Origin of the sequence: Streptomyces sp. NRRL F-5650, assembly GCF_000721365.1 — a bacterium.
GTDB lineage: Bacteria > Actinomycetota > Actinomycetes > Streptomycetales > Streptomycetaceae > Streptomyces > Streptomyces ardesiacus.
This window is the reverse complement of sequence record NZ_JOGV01000077.1, coordinates 1-15,581: the sequence shown is the minus strand read 5'-3', so window position 1 is coordinate 15,581 and position 15,581 is coordinate 1. Positions and strand designations below refer to the sequence as shown.

At 72.7% G+C, this 15,581-nt stretch carries 8 protein-coding genes and 1 pseudogene; all 9 read left to right on the top strand.

The genetic code is table 11. The features are described from left to right. Window positions 1-300 precede the first annotated feature (300 nt). Window positions 301-1,314, top strand: coding sequence for a helix-turn-helix transcriptional regulator (locus IG88_RS0136515; protein WP_158854200.1), 1,014 nt, complete (start codon window positions 301-303; stop codon window positions 1,312-1,314). Window positions 1,315-1,844: 530 nt separating this feature from the next. Further along, window positions 1,845-2,705, top strand: coding sequence for a 3-hydroxyacyl-CoA dehydrogenase family protein (locus IG88_RS0136510; RefSeq protein WP_031050779.1), 861 nt, complete (start codon window positions 1,845-1,847; stop codon window positions 2,703-2,705). Then, window positions 2,705-3,367 (top strand): O-methyltransferase, encoded by a 663-nt coding sequence (locus IG88_RS0136505; RefSeq protein ID WP_031050776.1) that lies wholly within the window; start codon window positions 2,705-2,707, stop codon window positions 3,365-3,367. Before IG88_RS0136510 ends, IG88_RS0136505 begins: the two co-directional genes overlap by 1 nt. A 22-nt stretch (window positions 3,368-3,389) precedes the next feature. Beyond that, complete coding sequence (locus tag IG88_RS0136500) at window positions 3,390-3,665, top strand: acyl carrier protein (RefSeq protein WP_031050771.1); 276 nt, start codon at window positions 3,390-3,392, stop codon at window positions 3,663-3,665. Further along, window positions 3,646-4,758, top strand: coding sequence for an acyl-CoA dehydrogenase family protein (locus tag IG88_RS0136495; RefSeq protein WP_031050768.1), 1,113 nt, complete (start codon window positions 3,646-3,648; stop codon window positions 4,756-4,758). The genes IG88_RS0136500 and IG88_RS0136495 overlap by 20 nt, the downstream gene beginning before the upstream one ends. 25 nt (window positions 4,759-4,783) lie before the next feature. After that, on the top strand, window positions 4,784-5,875 hold the full coding sequence (locus IG88_RS0136490; protein ID WP_031050764.1) for an HAD-IIIC family phosphatase: 1,092 nt from the start codon (window positions 4,784-4,786) through the stop codon (window positions 5,873-5,875). Window positions 5,876-5,928: 53 nt separating this feature from the next. Then, window positions 5,929-7,893, top strand: coding sequence for a BTAD domain-containing putative transcriptional regulator (locus IG88_RS0136485; protein WP_051852207.1), 1,965 nt, complete (start codon window positions 5,929-5,931; stop codon window positions 7,891-7,893). Between the two features lie 130 nt (window positions 7,894-8,023). Then, window positions 8,024-14,323 carry a type I polyketide synthase gene (locus IG88_RS0136480; protein WP_037837470.1) on the top strand — a complete coding sequence of 2,100 codons (6,300 nt, stop codon included), beginning with the start codon at window positions 8,024-8,026 and terminating at the stop codon, window positions 14,321-14,323. Window positions 14,324-14,372: 49 nt separating this feature from the next. Continuing rightward, window positions 14,373-15,581, top strand: a pseudogene (locus tag IG88_RS39585) (beta-ketoacyl synthase N-terminal-like domain-containing protein); the annotation flags it as partial.

The following is a 15,581-nucleotide window of genomic DNA, read 5'->3' as shown; positions in this document are numbered from 1 at the left end:
CACGATCCACGGCCGAACACTCACACCCTCACGAACGGCCGAATCGTCACACCGGTCACGCCCGACCAGCACACTCAACAAGATCGTGTTACGAGCTCTAAGCGGCCCATTTTCTCTTTTACCGTTGCATGCGTGTCATTTCTCGCGAAGCCGGTCTTTTCTCTGCGAATCACGATGAATCGCTTCCGGTGCCCGAGTGGGGTATGTCGCATATTGGCGCGATGGTAGATCCGGCGGTGGTCGGGTAGGGTCTCGTAATGAGGAAAATGGAAGAAATTCCTGACGAATTCTGGAGCACCTTTGATCTCCAATCCGGTTCCCGGGGTTTTCGAAGTCTATGAATGGGGCTTAGGCAAAGGCGCGGAGGGGTTTTCCGCGGACGACATCGTGCGCGAACTGGAATTCACGCCGGAAGAAGGGGGGCGAATAATCGAGGCGCTCCTGGAGTTCCAGCTCGTCCGGCCGTGCAGTGGCGGAGAGGGCGCGTTCGTCCCGGCCGACCCGGCTCTGGCCTCCTCCCAGGTCCTCACCAGGGGAGAGCTGGAACTGCTCGAACGCAAAAGGGCGGTGAGCCGCCTGCAGAACGAAATGGAGCGGCTTTCTGTGCTGTTCCGGTCGAGCAAGTTCGGTGGTGACTACACCAGTTCTTCCGGCATTGTGAAGTCGCCCGACGCCGTCCGGATGATGCTGTCCGAGGTGGCGGCGAACACGGCCAAGGAAGTCGTCTGCATGCAGCCCGGCAGCGCGTGTACGGCGGAAAGGCTGGCCGAGGTACGGGAGTGGACCCTGCAGATGCTCGACCGGGGGGTGCGCATGCGCGTCCTCTATCAGCACGCGGCGCGGTTCGACGCGGAGACCCGTGAGCACGCGGCCTTCCTGATCGACTCCGGTGCCGAGGTGCGCACCGCGGGGGCGCTGTTCGGCGACATCACCATCTTCGACCGTTCCGCGGCCTACATACCGGCGGGGACCGTCGAGGGCGAGGCGGAGGAGGGCGGCGGGGACGGCGCCGTGGTCGTGCAGGAGCGCTCGATCGTCGACTTCCTGCACTCCTGTTTCGAGCACGTCTGGGCGACGGCCAAGGAGTTCGACACCCGACGTGCCGAAATCGACGTGATCAGCGACGACATGAAGAAGGAGATTGTCAAAATGCTGATCTCCGGTGCCAAGGACGAGGCGATCGCCCGCCGCCTCGGTGTCTCCGTCCGGACCTGTCGCAAGCACATCGGTCAGGTCATGCAGATGTTCGGCGCGGCGAGTCGTTTCCAGTTCGGCTATCTGGTCAAGGAAGCCAATCTCGACGGCGACGTGTAGCCCGGCCGGCCACCGCGCCCCACGCGGCACCGATGCCCGCGTTCCCAGGACACACTGAGTGTCCGTTCCCCCCTGCCAACCTTCCCCGATCCTGCGGCGAGTATGGGTCGGGGAAGGTTCATGAAGTGGAAGTGCAACTTGATGAGCGGTTACGGGGTGGAGTCCGCTCGTCTTGTGGCCCAGACTCATACCCTGTTGGCGGAGTTCAACTAGATTTTGCGTCGAACAACGGGGGACATGCAGAGATGTGTTGGTCGCGCGATCCACGGGTGCGGTGCCAGCTCCCGTAAATTCATGAACGTTTAACTACTGAGGTCGGGTCGCGTTCAAGTCATCGACGAGGATGACATCCGGTCGGTTCCGTGGCGGATCTCCGGCGGACCGACGTCTGCTTCTCCCTGTTCGCCTGCGTCCGCAGTCGGAATTGCCGTGCGCGGATGTTTCCTCCCGAAAGCCTGTCACTGCAGAGGTGGGGTTGTGATGAGTGGATCTGTCGTTCATGCCGGCGGCCGGACGGAAGTGACGGACCGGTGAGCGCGCACGGGGGCACGCCGCGGCTCGCGGTCTTCGGCGCCGGTGTCATGGGCATCGGCATCGCGACCCTCGCCCTGGGGCGGGGGGTTCCGGTCCTGCTCGTCGACGTGGACCAGGAGCGGCTGGGCACCGCACGCGCCCGGATACGGAACGAGCTGAGGCTCGCCCACATGGTCGGGGCCCTGCCGCGGACCGGACCGGTCGGGGAACTGGAACTGGCCGACACGGCGACGGCCGCCGCCGGCGCCACCTGGGTGATCGAGGCGATCACCGAGGTGGCCGAGCTGAAGGCCAAGGTGCACCAGGAGATCGCCGCCGCGGTCGCCCCGGGGACCCTGCGGGTCACCAACACCTCCTCCATCCCGGTCGACGAGCTGGCCGGCGAGGTGCCCGCCCCCGAGGACCTGGCCGGAATCCACTTCATGAACCCGCCCTACCTCATCGGCACGCTCGAGGTGGTCCGCGGACCGCGGACCGGGGAGCGGGCGATGGCGGCCGTCCAGGACCTCCTGTCCACCCTGGACCGCAGGGGGATCGTCGTCGGCGACGGACCCGGCTTCGTCACCAGCCGGGTGCTGCACCGGATGATCAACGACGCCGCGAACGTCGTGGGGGAGGGCCGGGCGACCGTCGAGGACGTGGACGCCCTGATGGAAGGCTGTCTCGGCCACCCCACGGGCCCGCTGCGCACCGCGGACCTCATCGGCATTGACAACCTTGTCGACTCCCTGCGGGTGCTGCACGAGCGCACCGGCGACGAGTCCTGCCGCCCCAGCGAGGTGCTCCTGCGCAAGGTCGCCGAGGGCCACTACGGCCGCAAGACCGGGCGCGGCTTCTACCACTACGAGGTGGCCTGATGGCCGGCCAGGTGGAACTGGACGAGCGCGTCCTCGACTACGTGCGCTCCGTGTCGCTGCGCGACGACGAGATCCTGCGCGACCTCGTCGCCGAGACGGCCTTCATGCCCGCGCTGAACGCCATGGTGACCATGCCCGAGGAGGGACAGCTGCTCGCCCTGCTGGTGGGGCTGACCGGAGCCGAACGGGTGCTGGAGGTCGGCACGTTCACCGGCTACAGCACACTGTGCATGGCCCGGGCCCTGCCGCCCGGCGGACAGATCGTCACCTGCGACATCAGCGAGCGCTGGACCAGGGTCGCCCGCCGCTACTGGGAGCGGGCCGGGGTGTCGGACCGGATCGAGCTGCGGCTCGGCGACGGCGCCGAGACCATGCGGGACCTGCTCGCCGACCGCGGGCCGGAGACCTTCGACCTGGTCTTCATCGACGCCGACAAGACCGGCTACGCCGGCTACTACGAGCAGGCGCTCACGCATCTGCGGCCCGGCGGCCTGATCGTGCTCGACAACACCCTCTACTTCGGACGCGTCGCCGATCCCGAGGCGCACGACGCCGACACGGAAGCCATCCGCGAGCTGAACGCCGCACTCCACGTCGACCACCGGGTGGAGCTCTCCATGCTGGTCATGGCCGACGGAATCACCCTGGCACGCAAGAACTAGGCGCAGTGGAAAGGGATTTCTCATGACGGACTCGACAACCGAGCTGACGGCCGACGCCATCGAGCAGCGCATCGGAGAGTTCCTGGAGACGAAGACCAAGAGGACCTGGGAGCCGGACGTCGACCTGTTCGCCTCCGGCGCCGTCACCTCCCTGTTCGCGATGGAGCTGGTGGTGTTCGTGGAGGGAGCCTTCGGCATCGCGGTGGAGGGCCCCGACCTCGCCATCGACAACTTCCGCACCGTGAAGTCCGTGACCGCGCTGGTGACGCGGCTGCGTGGTGGGGGCGACGGTGCCTGAGGCACTGAGCGCGTTGGTGACCGAGACGGTCGGCGACGCGGCGGGCGAGTGGGACGTGTCGGGCGAGATCCCGGTCGAGGTCCTCAGGGGCCTCGGCGCCAAGGGCGTGCTGTGTGCCGAGGCGCCCCAGGAGTTCGGCGGTCTCGGACTGTCCGGCCTGGACAACGCGGCGCTGACCGCGCACACCGGCGCGCTGTGCAGCTCGCTGCGCAGCGTGATGACCTCGCAGGGCATGGCCGCCCACACCGTCCGGCGGTTCGGCGACAAGGAGCAGCGGGCGCGGTACATCGGCCGGCTCACCGGCGGGGACCTGGCCGCGGTGGCCTTCAGCGAGCCGGGCGCCGGCAGCGACCTGGCCGCGATGGCCACCGAGATCCGGCGCGAGGGCGACGAGATCGTCGTCAACGGCACCAAGACGTGGATCACGGTCGCCCACTACGCCGACTGGATCCTCGTGTTCGGGCGCCACCAAGGCGGCGGCGCCGTCGCCGTGGTCCCGTCCTCGGCGCCCGGGGTGCGGGTGACGCGGGTGGCCGAACCGCTCGGCTGCCGTGCCGCCGGACACGCGACCGTGGTCCTCGACGACGTACGGCTGCCCGCCGAGCACCTGCTCGCGGTGGCCGGACAGCCGATCGTCATGCTGACCACCATCGCGCTGACCTACGGCCGCCTGTCGGTGGCGTGGGGCTGCGTCGGCATCCTCAGGGCCTGCCTCGCGGCCGTCGCCCGGCACGCAGTCGAGCGCGAGCAGTTCGGCAAGCCCCTGATCCGGCACCAGCTCGTCGCCGGGCACCTGGCCGAGCTGTACGCCGCGGAACGCACGGCGACGCTCACCTGCGAGCAGGCGAGCCGGAGCTGGGACGACGGCTCGCCGGACCAGGTGACGCAGTCGGTCCTGGCCAAGCACGTCGCCGCGGGCAACGCGGCCCGCTGCGCGGCCCTGGCCGTACAAGTACTCGCCTCCGCGGGGGCGTCGGGCGGCCACGTGGTCGAACGGGCGTTCCGGGACGCGAAGCTGATGGAAATCATCGAGGGCAGCAACGAGGTCTGCCGGCTGATACTCGCCGACCACGCGGCCGCGACGGCGGGCTGAGCGGTCCGACGGAGGAGGTTGAGACATGTCCGAAGCGCCACCGATCGTGAAGTGCCTGGTCTGGGACCTCGACAACACCCTGTGGAAGGGCACCCTGGTCGAGGACGGGGTCGTCGAGGTCGACGACACGATCCGCAAGGTCGTCATGGAGCTGGACGCGCGCGGCGTGCTCCAGTCGGTCTCGAGCCGCAACGACCACGACGAGGCGTGGGCCCGCCTGGAGGAGCTGGGGCTGGCCGAGTACTTCGTCCTGCCCCACATCGGCTGGGGGCCGAAGTCCGACTCGGTGCGCAGCATCGCCGAGCGGCTGAACTTCTCGCTGAAGACCATCGCGTTCATCGACGACCTGCCGACCGAGCGCGCCGAAGTCACCTACCACCTGCCCGACGTGCGGTGCTACCCGGCCGAACAGGCCGGCGCGCTGCTCGGCCTGCCCGAGTTCAGCCCGGCGGTGGTCACCGTCGACGCGGCCCGGCGCCGCCAGATGTACCAGGCGGGCTTCGAGCGGGACCGGGAACGGGAGAGCCACCGGGGCGCCGACGAGGACTTCCTGCGCTCGCTCGACCTGGTGATGCGGATCGGCAAGGCCCGGGACGAGGAGATCACCCGGGTCGAGGAACTGACCCTGCGCACCAGCCAGATGAACGCGACCGGCGTGCACTACTCGGACGCCGCGCTGCGGGCCCTGCTGTCCGACGCGCGGCACGAGGTGCTCGTCGTCTCGATGGCCGACCGTTTCGGACCGCACGGCGCGGTCGGGGTCATGCTGCTGGAGAAGGCACCGGGAGCCTGGCGCATCAAGCTGCTGGCGACGTCCTGCCGGGTCGTCTCGTTCGGCGCCGGAGCCGTGCTGCTGCGCTGGCTGACCGACGCCGCCGCACGCGCCGGGGTGCACCTCGTCGCCGACTTCAGGCGCACCGAGCGCAACCGGATGATGGAAGTCGCCTACCGCTTCGCGGGGTTCACCACCGCGCAGTGCGACTGCCTCGCCGCGTTCTCGCCGGCCGAGGGCACCGAGTGCCTCCACCTGGAGGCGGCCCGGCAGGACCCTCCGACGACCATGACCGTCATCGCGCCCGAACCGTTCGCCGGCGGGCGAGAGGCCCAGTGGTCGTAGGCGAAGACCTTCGTTCGACAGAAGCCGAACACGGACAGACTACGGGGGATGTCTTGGAGTTCCTGGTTCTGGGCCCACTGCGCCTGATGGACGGCGAGAAACAGATCGCGCTCGGCGGCGACCGCCGGCGTGCCACGCTCGGACTGCTGCTGCTCAACGCCAACCGGGAGGTGGCGACCAGCAAGCTGCTCGAAGGGCTGTGGGGCGCCGCCGAGGCCCCGGCCACGGCGCGCAAGATACTGCAGAACGCGGTGCGGGCCCTGCGCGTCACCTTCGCCGGACACCAGCGCGGCGACGCGCGCCCGCCGGCCCTGCTGACGTGCACCCACGGCTACCAGTTGCAGGTCGACCCGGAGCAGGTCGACATGTTCCGCTTCCACCGCAGGGCGCAGGCCGGGCGCGCGGAGCTGGCGGCCGGCCGGCCCGCCGCCGCGGCGGCGGCCCTGCGGGAGGCGCTCGCGCTCTGGCGCGGCCGGCCCCTGGCCGACCTCGTGGAGGCCGGGCACTCCTGGGCGGAGCTGACCGCGCTGCAGAACGCCCGGCTGGTCGCCATGGAGGACTACTACGAGGCCCAACTGGCCAACGGCCGCCACCACGCCGTCCTCGGTCCGCTGGAGGCCCTGACCGAGGCCGAGCCGCTGCGCGAGCGGGCCGTGCACCAGCTCATGCTCGCGCTGTACCGCAGCGGCCGGCAGACCGACGCGCTCGCGGCCTACCAGCGGCTCCGGATACGGCTGGCCGAGCAGCTCGGGCTGGAACCCGGGCGTGAGCTGCGCCAGTTGCAGCACGCGCTCCTGGTGCACGACCCCTCCCTCGCGGCCCCCACCGGACCCGGGCGGCAGGCACCGTCCTACGCGCCCGCGCCCGCGCCCGCGCCCGCGCCCGGGACCGAAGCCGGGCCCAGGGCCGGGGGGCGGACGGAACCGGGGCACGGGCGTCCGGTGCTCCGGCCGGTCCAGATGGTCCGTACGTCCCCCGACTCCGACGCGGGCGGCGAACGGAGCAGCGTCAGTGCCCTCCTGGTACGCGTCGGCTTCGGCGCCACCGGCCGGTACGGCGACGTGGGCGAGGCCCTGGAGCGCACGGCGGCGATCGTGCGCGAACAGGTGGAGCGGTTCGACGGCGTGATCGCCGGATCGACCGGCTCGGTCATGCTGGCCCTGTTCCGGTCCTCCGCGGCCCGGCACGGCGAGGCGGGCCGGGCCGCGGAACGGGCGATGTCCGCGGCGCTGGCGCTGCGCGAACGGATCCCCCTCGACGTACCGGGCGGCGAGCGGCTCCAGTGGCGGATGGCGGTTTCGACGTGCGAGGCCCCGGTCCCCGCGGGCGACGCGCCGCGCGCCCGGCCGCCGGTCGCCGGGGCCCAGCTCGTCGCCTGCGAGTCCCTGCTCCAGATCGCCGACGACGCGCAGATCGTGGTGTGCGACCGCACCAGGGAGCTGACCGCCGCCACCGTCCGGTACGCCCGCGAGGTCGGTTTCCGGCCACGGTGGACCGCTCAGGGGCGGGTGTCCGTGCCGTTCGTCCGGCCGGAACCCCACGACCGGGACCCCGAACTAGGCGTCCTCAGCAGCCTGTTGGAGCGGGTGCGCCGACGCTCGCGGCCCCACCTGGTCGTGGTGCAGAGCGCACCCGGCGTCGGCAAGTCGAGCCTCCTGGCGGAGTTCGAACGCCGGGTGGAGAACGCGGTGACCGTGCGCCTGGAACCCGGTGCTCCGATGACCGCGCGACGCGTGGCCCAACTCGCCGCGCACCTGCCGGTCGTGCTGTTCGCCGACGACCTGCACCTGGCCGACAACGCGGTGCTCCAGATGGTCGAGGACCTGCTGGACCCGCCCGGCCCGATCCCGTTGCTGGTGGTCGCCGCGGCCCGGCCGGAGCTGTTCCGCCGGCGCCCCGGCTGGGGGGCGGGACAGTCGCACGCCAGCCGGATGACCCTCGACCCGGTCCCCCCGGAGCCGCTCTCCGACACCGCACAGCAGCACGGCCTGCCGAGCCTGTGCCAAGCCGCCGGTTGACGTCCGACCCGTCCATTGGTCCGAGGAGCCAGATTCACCGCCCGGTCTGGGGTTCGTGGACCCGGCTCCCCACCACCCAGGAACGCTTAACTGGCCAAGTTCAGTACTCGGCCCGAGGAGTGACGAGACGATGGAGAACGAGGGCAGGCTACGTAACTACCTCAAGCAGGCCGTGGGTGAGCTGCAGGACACGCGCGAGCGGCTGCAGGAGCTGGAACGCGCGGCGAGCGAGCCGATCGCGGTCGTCGCCATGGCGTGCCGGTTCCCGGGAGGCGTCGTGTCGCCCGAAGGGCTGTGGGACCTGGTGGCCGAAGGCCGGGACGCGGTGGGAGCCTTTCCCACCGACCGCGGCTGGGACGTCGAGGGCCGGTACGACCCCAACCCCGGCGTGCCCGGCACCTTCTACGCCCGCGGCGGCGGATTCCTCCACGACGCGGCCGAGTTCGACGCCGAGTTCTTCGGCATCTCGCCGCGCGAGGCGCTGGCGATGGACCCCCAGCAGCGACTGCTGCTGGAGACCTCCTGGGAGGCGCTGGAGCGCACCGGGCTGGACCCGCAGTCGCTGCGGGGCAGCGAGACCGGGGTGTTCGTCGGCCTGATGGGCCACGGCGGCCAGCGCTACGGCGTCGGCGCCGAGGAGTCCGGGCAGGGCGGCGACGGGTTCGGCGGAACCGGCAGCGCGGCCAGCGTCGCCTCCGGCCGGATCGCGTACCTGCTCGGCCTGGAGGGCCCCGCCCTCACCGTCGACACGGCGTGCTCCTCGTCCCTGGTCACGATGCACCTGGCGAGCCGGGCGCTGCGGCTGGGGGAGTGCTCGATGGCGCTGGCCGGCGGCGCGGCCGTGATGCCCACCCTGGACACCTTCATCGAGTTCTCCCGCCAGCGCGGGCTCGCCGCCGACGGCCGCTGCAAGGCGTTCTCCGCCGAGGCGGACGGCACCGGCTGGGCCGAGGGCGCCGGCATGGTGGTGCTGGAGCGGCTCACCGACGCCCAGCGGCTCGGGCACCCGGTGCTCGCCGTGATCCGCGGCAGCGCGGTGAACTCCGACGGCGCCTCCAACGGCCTCACCGCGCCCAACGGCCCCGCCCAGCAGCGCGTCATCCGCCGCGCCCTGGCCGACGCCGGACTCGCGCCGACCGAGGTGGACGTCGTCGACGCGCACGGCACCGGCACCCGCCTCGGCGACCCGATCGAGGCGCAGGCGCTGCTCGCGACCTACGGCCGGGAGCGGCCCGCGGACCAGCCCCTGTGGCTGGGCTCGCTGAAGTCCAACATCGGTCACACCCAGGCCGCCGCCGGGGCCGGTGGCGTCATCAAGATGGTGATGGCCCTCCGGCACGGCCTGCTGCCCAAGACGCTGCACGCCGAGGAGCCGACACCCGCGGTGGACTGGGAGTCGGGCGCGGTGGAACTGCTGACCGAGGCGCGGGAGTGGCCCCGGACCGGCCGCCCGCGGCGCGGCGCGGTCTCCGCCTTCGGGATCAGCGGCACCAACGCACACGTGATCATCGAGGAGGCGCCGCAGACCGAGGAGGCCGCGCGGACCCCCGCCGCACCGGCCGCGCACGGCATGCCCCTGCTGCTGTCCGCCGCCTCCCCGGAGGCGCTCGCCGCCCGGGCGCGGCAGGTGCACGCCCACCTGAGCGCGCACCCCGAGGCCCCCGTGGCCGCGGCGCTCGCCACCCGTGCGCCCAAGCTGTCCCACCGCGCCGCGGTGACCGGCGACGACCCGCTGGCCGGACTGCTCGCGCTCGCCGACGGCCGGCCCGCCCCCCAGGTGACGACCGGCGTCGCACGCCCGCGCGGCAGGACGGTGTTCGTCTTCCCCGGCCAGGGCTCGCAGTGGTCCGGCATGGCCCTCGGCCTGTACCGCGACTCGGACGTCTTCCGCGCCCAGCTCGACGCCTGCGCCGAGGCCCTCGCCCCGCACGTCGACTGGAACCTCCTGGACGAACTCGCCGGTCCGCTGGAGCGGGTGGACGTCGTCCAGCCCGCCCTGTGGGCCGTCATGATCTCGGTCGCCGCGCTGTGGCAGCACCACGGCGTGACCCCCGACGCGGTGCTCGGCCACTCCCAGGGCGAGATCGCCGCCGCGTACGTCGCCGGCGCGCTGTCCCTGGCGGACTCCGCGGCCGTCGTCGCCCTGCGCAGCAAGGCCATCACACGGCTCGCCGGGACCGGGGGCATGGCCTCCGTCCAGCTCTCCGCGGCCGGCACCGGAGCGCGGATCGAGCGCTACGACGGCGCGGTGGAGATCGCCGCGGTCAACGGGCCCGGCAGCACGGTCGTCTCGGGCACGCCCGCCGACCTGGCCGACCTCGTGGCGACCTGCGAGGCGGACGGGATCCGCGCCCGCCTCATCCCGGTGGACTACGCCTCGCACTCGGCGCACGTCGAGGCCCTGCGGGAGGAGATCACCACGGCACTGGCCGGGATCCGGCCGCGCCCCGCCACGGTCCCCTTCCACTCGACGGTCACGAACGAGCTGATGGCCGGTCCCGAACTGGACGCCGAGTACTGGGTCCGCAACCTGCGCCGAACCGTCGCCTTCGCCGACGGCACCCGCAGCCTGATCGACCAGGGCCACCGCACGTTCGTCGAGGTCAGCGCACACCCCGTGCTCACGACCGCGATCGCCGCGACGGCCGAGGAGGCGGAGACGGACGTCGTCGTCCTGGAGTCGCTGCGCCGCGACGACGGCGGTCCGGAGCGCCGCGACGTCGCACTGGCCAAGGCGTTCGTGGCCGGCGTCGACGTCGACTGGCGGATCGAGCCCGCCATGGCGGACCTGCCCACCTACCCGTTCCAGCGCCGCCGCTACTGGCTCCAGGAACCCGCACCGGCCGGGGACGCCGCCTCCCTCGGCCTGCGCGCCGCGGACCACCCGCTGCTCGGCGCGATGGTGCGCACGGCGGACGCGGACACGCTCGTGCTCACCGGCCGTCTCTCCCGTACGGCACAGCCCTGGCTGTCCGACCACGGGATCGGCCGGTCGGTGATCCTGCCCGGCACCGCGCTGGTCGAACTCGCCCTGTACGCCGGCGACCAGGTCGGCTGCGGCGGGCTCGCCGAGCTGACCATGCAGGCCCCGGTCACCCTCGACGGCGACCTCGACCTCCAGATCGTGATCGCCCCGGCCACCGCCGAGGGACGTCCGGTGAGCGTGCACACCAGCCCGAGCGGCCGGGAGGAGTGGACCCGGCACGCCGAGGGCCTGCTGAGCACCGGGGAGCCCGGGGAGGAGCCCGGCGCGCTGACCGAGTGGCCGCCGCCCGGCACCACCGTCCTGCCGGTGGACGGGTTCTACGAGTCCCTCGCCGACCGCGGCTACACCTACGGCCCCGCCTTCCGCGGCGTACGCGCCGCCTGGCAGGACGGCGACGTGCTCTACGCCTCGGTCGAACTGCCCGAGGGCCAGGACGTCTCCGGGTTCGGAGTGCACCCGGCGCTGCTGGACGCCTCGCTGCACGCGGCCGGTCTCACCGGACCCGACGGCCTGCGCATACCCTTCGGCTGGACCGACGTACGGCTGCACGCCACCGGCGCCAGGACGGTCCGGGTACGCCTGTCCCCGGCCGGTCCGGACACGCTCGCCGTGCTGGTGGCCGACGACTCCGGCCAGGCGGTCGCCTCGGTGGGAGCACTGGCCCTGCGGCCCGTGGACGCGGGCGCGCTCGGACGGCCCCGTGCGGACCTGTCGGCGCTCTTCGGCCTGGACCTGCTGCCGGTCGAGCTGCCGGAGCCGCCCCGGGAGCCGGACTGGGTCACGCTGGCGCCCGACGGGCAGGACCGCCCCGACGCGCCGCAGGCGGTGAGCGCCGCCCTGTGGAGCTGCCCCACCGGCGAGCTGGAGGACGTCGTCGCCCGGACGCTGGACGTCGTGCGCTCCTGGCTCGCGGACGCGAGCGTGGCCGACGTCCCGCTCGTCGTGCTCACCCGGGCGGAGGAACTGCCGCACCGCGCGGTGGCCGGACTGCTGCGCACCGCGCGCAGCGAACACCCCGGCCGGATCCGCCACATCGACGCCGACGACCGCGCGGACACGCGCGAGGTGCTGCCCGCCGCGATCGCCGCCGGCCACCCCGAACTGGTGGTCCGGGCCGGATCGGCCGCGGTGCCGCGGCTGGTCCGCGCCTCCGCGTCCCCGGCGCTGACGGCACCGGCGGACCAGCCCTGGCGGCTGTCCCTCACCTACCGCGGCGACCTCGACGGCATGGCGCTCGAAGCCTGCCCCGAGGTGCTGCGGCCCCTGGCACCGGGCGAGGTCCGGGTCGCGGTACGCGCCGGCGGCCTGAACTTCAAGGCGGTGCTCCTGGAACTCGGCATGGTCGCGCCCGACGAGTGGTCCTCCCTCGGCGAGGGCGCCGGAGTCGTGCTGGACGTCGGCTCCGAGGTCGTCGGACTGGCCCCGGGCGACCGGGTGATGGGCCTGTTCACCGGCGGTCTGGGCTCCGTCACCGTCTCCGACCGCAGGCTGGTCGTCCGGATGCCCGAGCGGCTGTCGTTCGCGCAGGCCGCCGGTGTTCCGGTGGTGTACCTGACCGCGTACTACGGCCTCGCCGACCTCGGCGGGCTCAAGGCGGGCGAGTCGCTGCTGCTGCACGCCGCGACCGGCGGCATGGGCTTCGCGGCCCTGCAACTGGCCCGGCACTGGGGGGCCGAGGTGTTCGGCACCGCCAGCGCCGGAAAGCGGGACGTGCTGCGCGCGTGGGGCTTCGACGACGACCACCTCGCCGACTCCCGCAGCCTGGGCTACGCGGCCCACTTCGCGAACGCCACCGGCGGGCGGGGCGTCGACGTGGTGCTCAACTCGCTGGCCCGCGAACACGTCGAGGAGTCGCTGGCCCTGCTGCCGCGCGGCGGGCGCTTCATCGAGATGGGCAAGACCGACATCCGCGACCCCGAGGAGATCGCCGCGCGGCACCCCGGGGTGCGCTACCGGGCCTTCGACGTGATGGAGGCCGGATTCGACCGCCTCGGGGAGATGCTGGAGGAGATCCGCGTCCTGTTCGACCAGGGCGCGCTGCGGCCGATGCCGCTCACCACGTACAGCGTCCACCGCGCGCCCGAGGCGTTCCGACACCTCAGCCAGGCCCGGCACATCGGCAAGATCGTGCTGACGGTGCCCACACCCCTCGACCCCGAGGGAACGGTGCTGATCACCGGCGGGACCGGGGTGCTCGGCGGCCTCGTGGCCCGGCACCTGGTCGCCGAGCACGGCGTACGACGGCTGCTGCTGGCCAGTCGCGGCGGCCCGGCCGCCGAGGGCGCCGCCGAACTGGCCGGGGAACTGCGCGCCCTGGGCGCCGAGGTGTCGGTCGAGGCGTGCGACGTCACCGACCGCGCCGCCCTGGCCGCGCTGGTCGACGCCGCGCGGCCGCTGACCGGGGTGGTGCACGCGGCCGGAGCCCTGTCCGACGGGGTGCTGGAGGCGCTGACCCGGGAGGACCTCGACACCGTGCTGCGGACCAAGGCGCGGTCGGCGTGGTACCTGCACGAACTGACCCGGGACCAGGACCTCTCGCTGTTCGTGCTCTTCTCCTCGGCGGCGGGTGTCCTGGGCAACGCGGGCCAGGGCGGATACGCCGCGGCCAACGCCTACCTCGACGGCCTCGCCGAGCACCGGCGCGATGAGGGCCTGCCGGCCCTGTCCATCGCGTGGGGCCTGTGGGAGCGGGTCAGCGCGATGACCGGCCACCTCGGCGACACCGACCGGGAACGGCTGGCCCGCATGGGCCTGGACGCCATCGCCGACGAGCAGGGCCTCGCCCTGTTCGACGCCGCGCTCGGCACGCACCGCCCGACGACGACGGCGGTGCCGGTCGACGTGGCACGCCTGCGGCGCAGCGGCGCTCCCGTGCCCGACGTGCTGTCGGCGCTCGACGCGGGCACACCGGCCCGGCGCCGGGCCGTGGCGGCGGCGAGCACCACCGCGACCCAGGCCGCCCGGCTGGTGGAACTGCCCGCGCGGCAGCGGCGCAAGGAACTGCTGCACCTCGTCCAGGAGTCCGCGGCACTCGTCCTCGGCCACAGCGAGGCCACGGCCGTCGACCAGGAGAGCGCCTTCAAGGAACTCGGGTTCGACTCACTCACGGCGGTGGAACTGCGCAACCGGCTCGGCGCCGCCACCGAGCTGAAACTGCCGCCCACGGTCGTCTTCGACCACCCGACACCGGCCGAACTCGCCGCGTTCCTCGACGAACTGCTGGTGCCGACCGAGGAGACGACGGTGCGGTCGGTCGTGGCCGAACTGGACCGGCTGGTCGTCGCCGACCTGGAGGACGGCGAACGCGGCCTGCTCACCCGGCATCTGGAGGAGGTGCTGCGCCGTCTCGTCCCGTCCGTCGACGCGGACGGGGAACGGGACCTGAGCACCGCGTCCGACGACGAACTCTTCGACTTCATCGACGGTGAACTCGACACCGCGTGATCCCGGCCGGCCACGCGACTGCCGTACGAACGAAAGGGGGCTGCCCGCCATGTCCAACGAGCAGAAGCTTCGGGAGTACCTGAGGCGTGTCACGACCGACCTGCAGCGTGCGCAGCAGAAGCTGCGCGACGCGGAGGCCGTCGCACGCGAGCCGATCGCGATCGTCGGCATGGCCGGCCGCTTCCCGGGCGACGTCCGTACTCCCGAAGACCTGTGGGAGCTGCTCCTCGACGGCCGGGACGCCCTGACCGACTTCCCGGCCGACCGCGGCTGGGACCTCGACCGGCTCAGCGACCCCGACCCCGCCACCCCCGGCACCACCTACCTCACCCGGGGCGGGTTCCTGTCCGACGCCACCGGGTTCGACGCCGAGTTCTTCGGGATCTCGCCCCGGGAGGCGGCGGCGATGGACCCGCAGCAGCGGCTGCTGCTGGAGACCTCCTGGGAGGCGCTGGAGAGCGCCCGCCTGGACCCGGCCTCGCTGCGCGGCAGCGACACCGGTGTGTTCGTCGGCGTGATCCCGCAGGAGTACATGCCCCGTCCGGGCGAGACGCCCGACCTGGAGGGCTTCGTCCTCACCGGCGGCACCACCAGCGTCGCCTCGGGCCGCATCTCCTACGCGCTGGGCCTGCTGGGCCCGACGATGACGCTGGACACGGCCTGTTCGTCCTCGCTGGTGGCGATCCACCTCGCGGAGCAGGCCCTGCGTGGCGGAGAGTGCGAGATCGCCCTGGCGGGCGGCGTCACGGTGATGTCCGACGGGCTGACGGCGCCGAGCGGTCCGTCGCAGCAGCGGGTGATCCGGCAGGCGCTGGCCGGTGCGGGGCTGTCCCCGGCCGAGGTCGACGTCGTCGAGGGCCACGGCACCGGCACGAAGCTGGGGGACCCGATCGAGGCCCGATGCGGCACGGGGTGGTGCCGCGGACGTTGCACGTGGACGAGCCGACGCCGGCGGTGGACTGGTCCTCGGGCGCGGTGGAGCTGGTGACGGAGAACCGTCCCTGGCCGGTGACCGGCCGTCCCAGGCGGGCCGCCGTCTCCTCCTTCGGGATCAGTGGCACCAACGCGCACGTGGTGCTGGAGCAGGCGCCGCAGGAGGCTCCGGTGGCGGAGCCCGCGCCGGCCGGGGCGGAAGCTGCCGGGGCGGAGCCTGCCGGACTGCCGGGTGTGGTGCCGGTGGTGGTGTCGGGGCGTTCGGTGGAGGCGTTGCGGGTGGGTGCGGGGCGTGTGGCGGGGTTGGTGGAGGGGGGTGTGGGTG